The 11,971-nt window shown below is 49.9% G+C and carries 11 protein-coding genes; 5 read left to right on the top strand and 6 right to left on the bottom strand.

Translation table 11 applies throughout. From position 1 onward, the window contains the following. Nucleotides 1–36: 36 nt before the first annotated feature. Entirely contained in the window at nucleotides 37–1,017 is a 981-nt protein-coding gene (porN, locus tag D6024_RS02125) for a type IX secretion system ring subunit PorN/GldN (RefSeq protein WP_162944479.1), read from the top strand. A gap of 528 nt (nucleotides 1,018–1,545) precedes the next feature. Here the strand turns inward: porN and uvrC are convergent. The 5 genes from uvrC to gpmI all read right to left on the bottom strand — a co-directional run bounded on the left by uvrC (nucleotide 1,546) and on the right by gpmI (nucleotide 7,694). Next, complete coding sequence (gene uvrC, locus D6024_RS02115) at nucleotides 1,546–3,354, bottom strand: excinuclease ABC subunit UvrC (RefSeq protein WP_121352549.1); 1,809 nt, start codon at nucleotides 3,352–3,354, stop codon at nucleotides 1,546–1,548. A 16-nt stretch (nucleotides 3,355–3,370) separates the two neighbouring features. Further along, nucleotides 3,371–3,958: a hypothetical protein gene (locus D6024_RS02110; protein ID WP_162944478.1), complete on the bottom strand. Its 588-nt coding sequence runs from the start codon at nucleotides 3,956–3,958 to the stop codon at nucleotides 3,371–3,373. A gap of 89 nt (nucleotides 3,959–4,047) precedes the next feature. Next, nucleotides 4,048–5,388, bottom strand: coding sequence for a hypothetical protein (locus tag D6024_RS02105; RefSeq protein WP_162944477.1), 1,341 nt, complete (start codon nucleotides 5,386–5,388; stop codon nucleotides 4,048–4,050). Between the two features lie 25 nt (nucleotides 5,389–5,413). Further along, nucleotides 5,414–5,989 carry an RNA polymerase sigma factor gene (locus tag D6024_RS02100; protein WP_121352546.1) on the bottom strand — a complete coding sequence of 192 codons (576 nt, stop codon included), beginning with the start codon at nucleotides 5,987–5,989 and terminating at the stop codon, nucleotides 5,414–5,416. A gap of 178 nt (nucleotides 5,990–6,167) precedes the next feature. Beyond that, entirely contained in the window at nucleotides 6,168–7,694 is a 1,527-nt protein-coding gene (gpmI, locus tag D6024_RS02095; protein ID WP_121353457.1) for a 2,3-bisphosphoglycerate-independent phosphoglycerate mutase, read from the bottom strand. A 124-nt stretch (nucleotides 7,695–7,818) separates the two neighbouring features. Between gpmI and D6024_RS02090 the strand changes: the two genes are divergently transcribed. The 3 genes from D6024_RS02090 to D6024_RS02080 all read left to right on the top strand — a co-directional run bounded on the left by D6024_RS02090 (nucleotide 7,819) and on the right by D6024_RS02080 (nucleotide 9,729). Continuing rightward, the gene (locus D6024_RS02090; RefSeq protein WP_121352545.1) at nucleotides 7,819–8,250 is read left to right on the top strand and encodes a DUF4783 domain-containing protein; all 432 of its coding nucleotides are present in this window, start codon (nucleotides 7,819–7,821) and stop codon (nucleotides 8,248–8,250) included. A gap of 201 nt (nucleotides 8,251–8,451) precedes the next feature. Continuing rightward, on the top strand, nucleotides 8,452–9,318 hold the full coding sequence (gene nadC / locus D6024_RS02085; protein ID WP_240409912.1) for a carboxylating nicotinate-nucleotide diphosphorylase: 867 nt from the start codon (nucleotides 8,452–8,454) through the stop codon (nucleotides 9,316–9,318). 63 nt (nucleotides 9,319–9,381) lie between these two features. Further along, on the top strand, nucleotides 9,382–9,729 hold the full coding sequence (locus D6024_RS02080) for a translation initiation factor (protein WP_121353455.1): 348 nt from the start codon (nucleotides 9,382–9,384) through the stop codon (nucleotides 9,727–9,729). A gap of 129 nt (nucleotides 9,730–9,858) precedes the next feature. Here D6024_RS02080 and D6024_RS02075 read toward each other — a convergent pair whose 3' ends face one another. Beyond that, a complete protein-coding gene (locus D6024_RS02075; protein WP_121352544.1) occupies nucleotides 9,859–11,310 on the bottom strand; it encodes an NADP-dependent isocitrate dehydrogenase in 1,452 nt (483 codons plus the stop codon). A gap of 123 nt (nucleotides 11,311–11,433) precedes the next feature. On the opposite strand from D6024_RS02075, the gene apaG reads away from it, so the two are divergent. Beyond that, on the top strand, nucleotides 11,434–11,820 hold the full coding sequence (gene apaG, locus D6024_RS02070; RefSeq protein WP_121352543.1) for a Co2+/Mg2+ efflux protein ApaG: 387 nt from the start codon (nucleotides 11,434–11,436) through the stop codon (nucleotides 11,818–11,820). Nucleotides 11,821–11,971 lie beyond the last annotated feature (151 nt).

The raw sequence follows: 11,971 nt of genomic DNA, 5'->3' as shown, positions 1-11,971 counted from the left end.
ATGAGGAGCCGTTTCATAAAATTCTGCTTGTTTTCTTTGACGCTGACCCTTTTGGCAACGTCCGCAGACGCCCAGCGTGCCGGCAGACGGAGAGGCCAGACGGCCCCGCCGCCAACGGGAACAGAAGATCAAACGCAGCAGCAGAACAACAATTCACGTCCGCCATCGGGATACAATCCATATGGAAATGTTCCCATTGAGTCGGACACCGGCACAGGTCCGAACATTGTCAAGAAATCATTGCGCAACGACGGGATTGTTGATAAAAGCTTTATCAACGAACGAACGCCGCTGCCGTATGAACACCTGCGCTGGGATGATGCCTTGTTCTCCGAAAAGGTTTGGCGTGAACTGGATCTGCGGGAAAAGATGAATCAGACCTTCCGCTACGAAGCAGAAGATGATAACGGCAGCCAGATGTTCATGAACATCCTGCTCGATGCCCTGAAAAAAGATTCAGTTGTGGCTTTTGCCGATGACCGTTTCACGACGCCTTATACGGCTACCGACCTGGAAGCAAAAACACAGGGCGGTCCGGCCGATACGACGCCGGTTGTAAACCCTGCAAATCCCAACCAGATCCTGAAATATGTGGTCACGAAAGCCGCTTTTGACCCGAAGACGATCACCAAGCTCCGGATGAAAGAAGAGTGGGTGTTTGACCGTGAGTCGAGCCGCATGGTTTGCCGCATCATCGGTATTGCACCGGTGCGGGAAGTGCAGCGGGGTAAGGCCACGCAATCGGAAGTTCTGTTCTGGGTGTACTATCCCGACCTGCGCAAGACCCTGGCACGCTACGAGGTGTACAATCCGAAAAACCTTGGGTATGGCCGTATGACCTGGGAAGAATTGTTCGAAGCCAGAATGTTTGCTTCGTATATCACCAAGTCGACGCTTGATAACCCGGGTAACAAAACCATCCGCCAGATGATCAAGGATCCGATCCTTGCCCTCCTGGAAGGAGAGAACATCAAAGAGCGCATTTTCAACTACGAGCAGGACCTTTGGTCATATTAATGAACAAACTTGTTTCGCATAAAAAAAATCCTGTCGAAAGACAGGATTTTTTTTATTTCTTCCACCAAGCTATCATCAGGATTAAACAACATGCGCCAGAGAAAAGCATTGCTTTTTATTTGCTGTCTTCTGTCATCCATCAACTGAATACCAGCATTATCTTCTTGGAAGCGTCTTCGTAGCAGCGATCCCGGTAACGTAAATTGCGATCCATCATGCTACGCGGTTGCTTACAATCATGCGGGAAGGGGCAAACGCAAAAATCACTTTGTGTCTGATAAAAAATGTGGAAAGTACGTGTAGGAAAAGTAGCCGAAGTTTGTATTTTTACCTCGGTTTTTCATAGGATATTGGATTTTAAAACGGGGCAGGATTTCTATCCAGCCCTTTTTCTTTTTAAACGGCAGAACAGACGAACAATAATTTCAACTGATGAAGTGTTCGGCTCAACTTAGAGGCAAACTGCTGTTCAAACACAAGGATAAGCAGAGAAGGTTCCTTCTCCATCCTTCATTCCTGTTCCGCTGTTCATTCGTCTTCTTCCGGGCTTTCAAAATGGCTTTTGATGATCCTTGCTTTCGAAACTCCTACCACTCTTGCCAGTTCGGATTCGGGTTGTTGTTTGATATTGTTGACAGAGCGGAAAGTTTTCAAAAGAAGGTTGGCCGTGGTGCTGCCAATTCCCTTGATATCCTGCAATGAATTTTTGAATGTCCCCTTGCTGCGTTTCTCGCGGTGAAAGTTCAGGCCGTACCGGTGTACTTCATCGCGGATGCGGCGAATCAGTTTGTGGCTTTCGCTGTCGTAGGGAAGTTTTAGCGATTCCTGGTCGCCGACAAAGAAAATTTCCTCTTCATTTTTGGCCAGTCCCACCAGGGTCATTTGCCCCTGCAGACTCAATTCTTCAATGGCTTCGTAGGCGGCGCTCAACTGGCCCTTTCCGCCGTCGATGATCACCAGTTGCGGAAAAGGATCGCCTTCGGTTTTCAGGCGCCTGTATCGCCTGTAAACGGCTTCCCGCATCGTGGCAAAATCGTTAATACCTTCCACCGTCTTTACGTTGAATACGCGGTAGTCTTTTTTACTGGGCTCTCCGTTTTTGAAGCACACCATGGCCGAGACAGGATAACTGCCGTGAAAATTGGAGTTGTCAAAACATTCGATGTGCTGCGGTACGGCAGTCAGTTGCAGGTCTCTTTGGATTTGAAGCAATACGGCCGATTTATCCATCTTCAATGCCCGCATCTGCTCTTTGCTCTTCACACTGTCGATGAAATACTGTGCATTCTTCTGCGACAGGTCGAGCAGTTTCTTTTTATCACCGGCCCTGGGCACTGTCAGCACAACGCCCAGCTCCTCGTACTCGATCTCGAATGGCACCACCACTTCGGTTGCTTCGCTGTTGAACGTGGTGCGCAACTGGCCGATGGCGGCAGCCAGAGTTTCTTCAACTGTTTCGTCGAGATGCGTTTCCACCCGGATGGTTTTGGTTTGGATGATGGCGCCGTTGTTCACCATCAGGTAATTCACGTAGGCAATCTCCGTGTCCTTTACAATGTTGAACACATCCACGTCTTTCAACGACGTATTCACCACGATCGACCGCGACTGGTAATTTTCCAGGTAGGTGATTTTTTTCCGGATGGTTTCGGCTTTTTCAAATTCCAGCGACTCAGCGAGGCCTTTCATCTCCTTTTTAAAATGCTGGATCACCTCGCCGAGGTTGCCCTTGAGGATGTTTTTGATCTGGCGGATATTTTCGTCGTAATCCTGTTCGGACTGCAGCGCCTCGCAGGGACCTTTGCAGTTGCCCAGGTGAAATTCCAGGCAAACTTTGAACTTGCCTTTTTCGATGTTGCGCTGCGTCAGGTTGAGCGGGCAGGTGCGCAGCGGGATGGTCTGCTTAATGAAATCAAGCAATTCCCGCACTTTGCCTACGGATGTATACGGGCCGAAATACTGCGAGCCGTCGTCGATTTTTTGCCGGGTCAGGAACACCCGGGGAAACGGCTCGTTTTTGATGACGATGTACGGATAGGTTTTGTCGTCCTTGAGGTTGATGTTGAAGAGCGGCTGATATTGTTTGATCAGCGAGTTCTCCAGCAAAAATGCATCCTGCTCCGTGTGTACGATGGTAAATTCGATGCGCCGGATGCGTCGCACCAGCTCGTGGGTTTTATAGCTGTGGATGGATTTGTTGAAATACGAACTGACCCGCTTGCGGATATTCTTTGCCTTACCTACGTAAAGCAACTCGCCTTCTTCGTTGTAGTATTTGTAAATGCCCGGCTCCTGCGGAAGCGTACCGGCAATTTCCTGGAATTCTTTCTGCGTCATACGGTTTTCCTGTCTGCTACCGGTTCAGGCCTTCAAAACCATTCCAAACTACCTGTAGCTTTTTTGTTTTTTCGGTTCCGCCTTTTTCAGTGATGGTGGTGATCTGAAAATTTTTGCCAGCGTTCCACAGCATGTTTTTACGAACGGTGGAATCGCTGTGCGACTGCCAAAGTTCTACAAAGATCGACTGAATATCGTTTTTACCCTGGGCATTGGGTTGCGGGTCCAGCACCACGTCCTCCCTGCGCACCGGGTGGTCTTCCTGCGTCGTAAACATAAAGACGAAGGCATTCAGGATGTCGTCGTATTCATGGGTGACCTGGTAATCGTTTCGCAACGGGTCTGCACTGATGTCGGGTAATGTGGCAAATTCGCCGGCGTATTTTTTAACGTCAGCATTGCGGATGGGCGTTGTGTCGCTTTTGCCATCCGCCACCTCAATTTTATAAAAAGTGGCCAGCGAGGTATCCATTCTCGCCAGTTCGCCTTTCAGGTAGGCGGTTACCGGGAAAAACTGGTCGGCGGGGGCCGCGGGCTTTTTCTTTTTTGCTTTGCAACCGGCCAAAAGAACCAACGTTGCCAGACAGGCGAAAACACGAATCATGGCGGTAAAATTAGGGAACACCTCAAAACGAAAAATTCCCGTCGCTATTGTTGCAGAGGCGGGAATGAAAGAAAGCAATTAGCCTGACCTTATTTTGTAAGCGAGACGCCGATCTTCAAACCGAAATCAAACAGGTTTTCCTTGACCGGGTAGTTGCTGATAAAGCTGGAAAGGAGCTGATAGCGCACCTGGGGGCCAACCTGCCACCGGGCTTTGCCCGACTGGTAGGAAACAAAGGTTTCGAAGGCCGTATTCACGTTCCAGCGGCGCAGGAGCCATGGCACCTGCGTGTAGTTTTTGTAATTGGTGGTGATCAGGTAAGCCCGGTCGCCAATCACGTAGGTGGGTTGTACCGTTCCGGCAATGCCAAACTGCATCTTGTCGTTGCTTTTCAGGGCCAGTTCCACACCGACAGGCGCAGACACCTGGAAGGAAAGGTTTTGCAGCCAGTTCGATTTGTTGCTGCTGGCGTCTACATTGCTGTAGCTGGACAGCGTATACACCGAGTCAACCCTGTTGCTGCCCCGGCGATTCAGCGCAATTGTAGCCAGCGCATACGGTGCATTGAAAGCCTTGATATCGTAACGGTTCACGTTGAACTGAAGCCCGCCACGAACCCGCAGCCTGTCGGTAATCGCATATTTTTCTGTAACGCCCAGCTCAAAGCCTAGATCCGGCTTGTGGGTGACCATGTTGTTGACACTGCCATAAAGCGCCGCAACGTTGGGAGGCGAGTTCAAAAGGGAGGCCGTGCGCAAATACGATTTGTTCTCGCTTAGCTTGCGGTAACTGATGGTTGGGGCAAAGTGAAATTCGGTGCGAAAGCGGCTTGGCTTGCGTGTAAAGGAATTGATCACGCTTTCGATACTCCAGGGAGCTGTGTTGTGGGCCATCAGAAAGGATGGCTTTTCCGTTGCTTTATCGGTTACTGTCGTCTTGCTGTTCCTGGCGTCCGGATAGTCGTCTACAGGTGCAGGCGTAAATTCCGTTTGTGCGGTCACTTCATCGCTGTTTCCTGTTGCCAATGCCGGTTCAGGCAATGGTGCAGTTGCGACAAGCGAATTGGTTGTACCAATTGAATGGCTGCCTTTCCTTGCATTTCTGTTTGGGGCAGCAAATTGGCCTGTTGCGGCAATCAGGTTGGCAGATTGTTTGGCACCGTGGCTGGTTGTGGTTGCAGGAGTTTCCTGTGCAGGGTGCAAGACAGGCTGGTTCAGGGCTGTTGGTCTGATGGTGGTGCTGATAGTAAGATAACCGATCAAACCTGCAAGGAGCAAAAAAGCACTTGTGCCTGCGCCAAACCGGCGCCGGTCGTTATGTAGCTTTTGGGAAAGATGCTCCCACACCCGGTCCGGTGCCGTCATGCGGAGATTGTCCGCACTGCGCCGTAGAAATTCTTCAAAGTTTTCATCTCGTAAATCTCTCTTCATATTTCAGTCAAGCTTTGGGAAAAGGTTAGCGGCTGCCGATGGCAGCATACATGGGTTCTTTGGGTTTATAAAGGATGTTTTTCCGGAGTAGTATGTCTTCCAGCATGGCTTTCGCCCTCGTGTATTGGCTGCGGCTGGTGCTTTCTTCCACGTCGAGCATGTCGGCGATCTCGCGGTGCGAAAAACCTTCAATCGCATAGAGGTTTAAAACCGTCCGATAGCCAAGCGGCAGCATGCGGATACATTCCACCACTTCTTTTGCCTGCACGATGGAAGGAATGGATTCTTCCCTTACCTGCAGGCTGCCGGCGTGGATCAGGTCCACACTCTCGGTAAACCGCTTGTTTTTTTTCAGGCTGTTGATGCAGGTGTGAATCATGATTCGCCGGATCCACCCTTCCAGGGCACCGCGGTTCTCAAACTTGTGGATTTGCGAGAATACTTTTATGAAGCCTTCCTGTAGCATGTCTTCTGCATCTTCGCGATTGTGGGCATACCGGTAGCAAACAGCAAACATTTTGTGGCTGTACCTGTCGTACAACGCCTTTTGCGCTGCTGCGTTATTTTTCCTGCAACCTTGCAAGAGTGCTTCCTCAGTCATACAAATACGTTGGTTGCATGTAAGTTAAGACAATTATTTTGTTAATATGCTGCACAGCCGATACAAAAAGTCCCTTGCGGAATAAGAGATAGAAGTAAAGGAGAATAAAAAAAGCTGCCCGGTATGGGACAGCTTATACAGGAAGAGATTCTTTTTTCGGCGAGCGCCGTCAGTCGGATCAAATCAGCACTTCACCCGTCATTTCTGCCGGAATCGGCACATTCATCATCGTTAGGATGGTGGGTGCAAGGTCGCCGAGTTTACCCGGCTTGATGGTTCCTTTCCACTCGTTATCGATGATGAAAAACGGAACGGGGTTTACCGTGTGTGCGGTATTTGGCGTCCCATCCGGATTGATCATGAAATCGGCATTGCCATGATCGGCGGTGAGGAAGATTGTGTAACCATGTTGGAGCCCGGCGGTCACAACCCGTCCCACACAGCTGTCCACCGTTTCCACTGCCTTGATAGCGGCTTCCCACACACCGGTGTGACCTACCATGTCGGCATTGGCATAATTGAGGCAAATGAATGAAGCTTCGGCTTTTTCGATCTCGGTAAGAATGGCTGCCGTTACTTCCGGCGCACTCATTTCCGGCTGCAGATCATAAGTAGCCACTTTAGGAGAAGAAACCATGATTCGCTGTTCCCCTTCAAACGGCTTTTCCCGCCCGCCGCTGAAAAAGAAAGTCACGTGGGGATACTTTTCCGTTTCCGCAATGCGGACCTGCTTCAAGCCGTTTTGCTCCATGATCTGGCCCAGCGTGTTGTTGAGATTATCCGTCTCAAAAATGACGTGAATACCCTGGAACGTGGCATCGTACTCCGTCATCGTGGTATAGTGAAGGTGCAAGGGCTTCATGGACTGCTGCGGAAACTCTACCTGCGTTAAGGCCTTGGTGATTTCGCGGCAACGGTCGGTGCGGAAGTTGAAGCAAATGGCTACATCGCCGTCTTTGATAGTGGCAACCGGTTCGTCGTTTTCACCGGTAATGATCGTCGGCAGGATAAATTCGTCTGTGATGTTCTGGTTATATGAAGCTGTGATAGCCTCTTCGGCGCTTTTGGCTTTGGGACCAATTCCCTTTACCATGGCATCGTAGGCCAGCTTAACCCGCTCCCAGCGGTTATCGCGGTCCATTGCGTAATACCGGCCGTTGACGGTGGCAATCTTCCCGACAGACGTCTGGCAATGCGCTTCCAGTTCCCGCACGTAACCCAGGCCGCTCTTCGGATCGGTGTCGCGGCCATCGGTAAACACGTGGATGAAGACGTTCTCCAGGCCATTGGTTTTGCAGATGTCGAGCATTGCCTTCAGGTGGTTCAGGTGGGAGTGCACACCGCCATCGCTGACCAAGCCCAAAAGGTGCAGGGGTTTACTGTTTTGCTTTGCATAGTTGATGCTTTCGAGCATCACCGGGTTTTGGGCCAGTTCGCCTTCGCGGATGGCCACATTGATGCGCTGCAGTTCCTGGTACACGATGCGTCCCGCACCGAGGTTGAGGTGGCCAACTTCGGAGTTGCCCATCTGTCCGGCCGGCAGGCCAACGGCTTCGCCGCAAGTGGTCAGCGTTGTATTGGGATATTTGGCATAAAGCGACGAAACAAAAGGAGTATTGGCGTGCTGGATGGCATCGGCAGCCGGTACTTTGCCCAGGCCCCAGCCGTCCATGATCACTAAAATAACTTTACGGTTTGGTGTCATAACATGCTTTAAAGGCTGCAAATCTAACCATTCGTGAAGGTTTTGTTTATATTCACCGCCCGAAATTAACGCTTGTGATGTGGCATATTTTTCGCTCTCAGCAGGCCGAACGAACCTTCCACGTATGAAAAAGTTCTATTCTTTATCACTTGTTATCCTGTTTTTCCTCGCCGGCCATGCAGGCGTAACGGAAAGCGGCCGTACCGGTGCGCCGGTTTCGGAAGCAAGGACATTCAGCGGCATCGATGACGTCATCAATGCCCTGCGCACCGGCAATGCCAGCGAATTGGCCAAATACGTTGACGATAATATTGAAATCTCGCTTCCTTCCAAAAGCGATAGCTACAGCCGCTCGCAGGCTGTGGTGATCCTGCAGGATTTCTTTTCGACCAACGGGGTCAAAAACTTCGATGTAAAATTCAAGGGTGAAAACGGGGGTAGCCAGTATTGCATCGGCACCTTGCAAACCCGTTCCGGTAACTTCCGCACCACGTTCCTGCTTGCCAACCGCAACGGAAAGCAACTGGTGAAAGAGATCCGCTTCCAGAGCATGTAAACCACGGGTTGGCGGGAGTACAAACAGACGTATTGATCGATGGCCACAGACATTCTGTGGCCATTTGCATTACCATGGCGTGGTGGAGATTTTTTTAGCTAATTCACAAGTTCGCATCCGTGAAACAGCTACCGGAGAAAGGATAAATAATCCCTGTGCATCCGTTCATAATCCCGCTAATCTGCGGTTAATTTTGCGGCCATGATCAATGATTTTGACGAACGATTGTTCAAACTGGTGGATGCAGCCTTGCAGGAAGACGTCGGCGATGGCGACCACTCGACCCTTTGCTGTATACCCGCCGATGTGAAAGGCAGGGCGGTTTTAAAGATCAAGCAGGATGGCGTCCTGGCCGGTGTGGATGTGGCGGAAAAAATCTTCCGCTATAAAAAAACAAACTGCAGCTTTGTGCGGCACAAAAGCGATGGCGAAGAAATGAAGGCAGGTGAGGTGGCATTTGAAGTAGAAACTGCCGTCCATGTTATTTTACAACTGGAGCGCCTTGTGCTGAACTGCATGCAGCGTATGAGCGGTATTGCCACCCAGACCAAGCTTTACACCGACAAGCTGAAAGGCTACAAAACAAAATTGCTCGACACCCGCAAGACAACGCCGAATTTTCGCCTGCTGGAAAAAGAAGCGGTGCGCATCGGCGGCGGCGTGAATCATCGTTTTGGCCTGTTCGACATGATTATGCTAAAAGACAACCACATTGATTACAGCGGCGGACTGGAAGCGGCGATCGACAGGGCAGCCCGTTATGTACAGTTGTACCTGCCCGATTTGAAGATTGAGGTGGAAACAAGAAGCCTGGAGGATGTTCAACGTGTTTTGGCAATCGGCAAAGGAAAAGTCTTTCGCGTAATGCTCGATAATTTCAAACCCGAAGAGGTAAAACAAGCCGTTGATATGATTGGCGGTGAATTTGAAACGGAAGCCAGTGGTGGAATCAACCTCGATACCATTGAAACCTATGCCGCAACAGGCGTGGATTATGTGAGCGTTGGCGGCTTGATTCACCAGGCAAAAAGCCTGGACCTGAGTTTGAAGGCCGTCATTCACAAATAAGTAGGCAAAATCAAAAGCCTGTCTTTTGTTGCGGGATGCTTTTTATTTTTGATTTTTCAACCTATGAGCAAGAAAAATAAAAGCGATAAACTGGGGTTTGTGTACAGCACGGATCCCAATTTTCAATTTCAGCATGAGGAAGAAAGTGCTGCGGAAACTCTCCCGCCGCAGCAGCAGAAATTAAAAGTGCGGCTGGATACAAAGCAGCGTGCCGGCAAAGCCGTAACGCTGGTTGAAGGTTTTGTGGGTAAGGAAGAAGATTTACAGGACCTGGGCAAAAAGCTGAAAAACTTTTGCGGCACCGGCGGCTCGGCCAAAGACAACGAGGTGATTGTGCAGGGCGACCAGCGCGACAAAGTGCTGCAGTGGTTGCAAAAGAATGGTTACAAAAATGCAAAGCGGGTTGGATGATTGATATTAGGATAATAGGATATTGAGATATTGTACGCATTAAAAAAGGGCTTCAAAGCAACTGCTTTGAAGCCCTTTCTATTTTAGGAAACCCAATATCTTGATATCGAATATCCCAATATCCTTTTCCTACTGCCCCTGCGCCAGGCTGTATCCTTTCTTCTCGCCCCACATATTCAGCACTTCGATCGAAGCAATTTTAAAATCGCCGCTCAGGCTTGCATACAGGCCAAGGATGTCCTGCTGGTTCAACGGCTGGTCGTTGATCGATTCAAACCGTGCATTAAACAGGTTTACGAGGTTGGTATACTTGGAGCCGGTTGGCCACACCTGTGTGCCGCGGTTGCTGATGTTGATCAATTTGAACTTGGTGCCACCGTGGTGCAGGCAACGGTTGGCTACCACTTCGGGCTGCTCTTCGCATTCGATGAACATATCCACGCCGACAATCTTTTCCTGTTGTTCTTCTTTGGTCACCATCATCGAGTTCCGTTCCAGTTTGAAAACGGAAGGCGTGCCGGGATGATTGGGTGTTACAGGTTTTGCGCCCTGCCCGGGTTTTTTGCCGAAATTCGAAATGATGGCATCGGCAAACTCTTTTGTGTTCAACGCCTGTTTGCTTTTGTCGCCAAAGTCGCCGGTGTGGATGCCTTGTTCCAGTGTATAAAGAAGGGCGTTCTCAATGATAGCCGCATTTTCCATGAGGCCTAAGTGACGCAGCAGCGCCAATCCGCTTAACAATAATGCCGTCGGGTTGGCAATGCCTTTCCCGGCGATGTCGGGGGCCGTACCGTGCACGGCTTCGAAAATGGAGATGAAATCGCCGATGTTGGCCGAAGGCGCAAAGCCCAATCCGCCAACCAATCCTGCGCACAAATCGGAGATAATGTCGCCCTGCAGGTTGGTGAGCACGATCACGTCAAACACATTTGGCCGAACCACCAGTTGCATGGCCAGGTCGTCCACGATCTTGTCGTCGGCCTGCAATTCGGGGTATTCTTTTGCCACTTCGTAAAACACTTCGAGGAACAAACCATCCGTCAGCTTCATGATGTTGGCCTTGTGACCGCAGGTGATTCGCTTGGCGCCGGTCTTTTTTGCCATTTCAAACGCATACCGGATCACCTGCATGCTGCCGGGACGGGTGATGAAGCGGCGGCTCAGGGCCACGTCCTGCGTGATCATGTGCTCGATGCCACCATAGGTGTCTTCGATATTTTCCCGCACGATGGTAAGGTCGATGGGAATGCCGGCTTTGCTAAACACGGTATCCACGCCATGCAAGGACTTGAATACCCGGTTGTTGGCATAGGTGTTCCAGGTTTTGCGGGCTGTGACATTGACGCTTTTCACGCCTTTTCCCTTCGGCGTTTCCATTGGCCCTTTGAAGAGGATGCCAAGGCTCTCGATCGTCTGTTGTGCCTGCGGTGTCATGCCGTTGCTGAAACCTTTGTCAAAAACCCATTTGCCCATATCCACAAATTCATATTGCAAATCCACCCCATTTGCATCAAAAATGCTTAAGACTGCGTCCATGATTTCCGGTCCGATTCCATCGCCTTTGGCTACTGCTATTTTCATATTGAACTATTTGAGGTTAAGTTGCCGCAAAAATAGGCCGACTTGTTAAGGGATTTCCACAAAAAAAATACGCGATCATTTGTGGCAACAACTTTGTTTTACATTTAGCAAAAATCGTAACGTATGGTCAGCATGATATCGGAAGGAGTTAAGGTGAGCGTGGAGACCTTTTATCAACAGGACTATTCCAACCCGTTGCAATCAGAGTTCATGTTTGCTTACCGTATCACCATTGAAAACCATAATGCATTCCCGGTGAAACTTCACAGCCGCCACTGGCACATCTTTGATTCCGATGGCAGCAATCGCGAAGTGGAAGGCGAGGGTGTCGTGGGTATGCAGCCCGTGATCAGCCCGGGCGAGGAATATCAATATGTGAGCGGATGCAACCTGCATACAGAGATGGGACGGATGCATGGAGCTTATCTGATGGAAAACCTTCATAGCAAGGAATTGTTTGATGTCAACATTCCGGCTTTCGAAATGGTGACGCCATTCAAATACAACTAAAGAGGAGTGGTGTCTTCAAACCGGTTTCTTGGAAAAAGAGACCTGGCTGTTCCGGCATTTGACGAATGACTTAAACTCAATCATGAGAAAAAGATTGAGTTTTTTTGTGCCCGTTCGTGTAGCTGCCCTTTTTCTTTCCGACTCAATTCCT

It is taken from the genome of Flavisolibacter nicotianae (assembly GCF_003628535.1).
In the GTDB taxonomy this organism is placed as follows: Bacteria; Bacteroidota; Bacteroidia; order Chitinophagales; family Chitinophagaceae; genus Flavisolibacter; species Flavisolibacter nicotianae.
Note: the sequence above shows the minus strand (reverse complement) of the source record. Positions and strands in the feature narration are given on the sequence as shown.

Bases quoted from the DNA above. Each gene is read 5' to 3' on its own strand.
- uvrC (WP_121352549.1), bottom strand. From the start codon at position 3,354: ATGACGCAGAAAGAATTCCAGGAAATTGCCGGTACGCTTCCGCAGGAG.
- D6024_RS02110 (WP_162944478.1), bottom strand. From the start codon at position 3,958: ATGATTCGTGTTTTCGCCTGTCTGGCAACGTTGGTTCTTTTGGCCGGT.
- D6024_RS02105 (WP_162944477.1), bottom strand. From the start codon at position 5,388: ATGAAGAGAGATTTACGAGATGAAAACTTTGAAGAATTTCTACGGCGC.
- D6024_RS02100 (WP_121352546.1), bottom strand. From the start codon at position 5,989: ATGACTGAGGAAGCACTCTTGCAAGGTTGCAGGAAAAATAACGCAGCA.
- gpmI (WP_121353457.1), bottom strand. From the start codon at position 7,694: ATGACACCAAACCGTAAAGTTATTTTAGTGATCATGGACGGCTGGGGC.
- D6024_RS02090 (WP_121352545.1), top strand. From the start codon at position 7,819: ATGAAAAAGTTCTATTCTTTATCACTTGTTATCCTGTTTTTCCTCGCC.
- nadC (WP_240409912.1), top strand. From the start codon at position 8,452: ATGATCAATGATTTTGACGAACGATTGTTCAAACTGGTGGATGCAGCC.
- D6024_RS02080 (WP_121353455.1), top strand. From the start codon at position 9,382: ATGAGCAAGAAAAATAAAAGCGATAAACTGGGGTTTGTGTACAGCACG.
- D6024_RS02075 (WP_121352544.1), bottom strand. From the start codon at position 11,310: ATGAAAATAGCAGTAGCCAAAGGCGATGGAATCGGACCGGAAATCATG.
- apaG (WP_121352543.1), top strand. From the start codon at position 11,434: ATGGTCAGCATGATATCGGAAGGAGTTAAGGTGAGCGTGGAGACCTTT.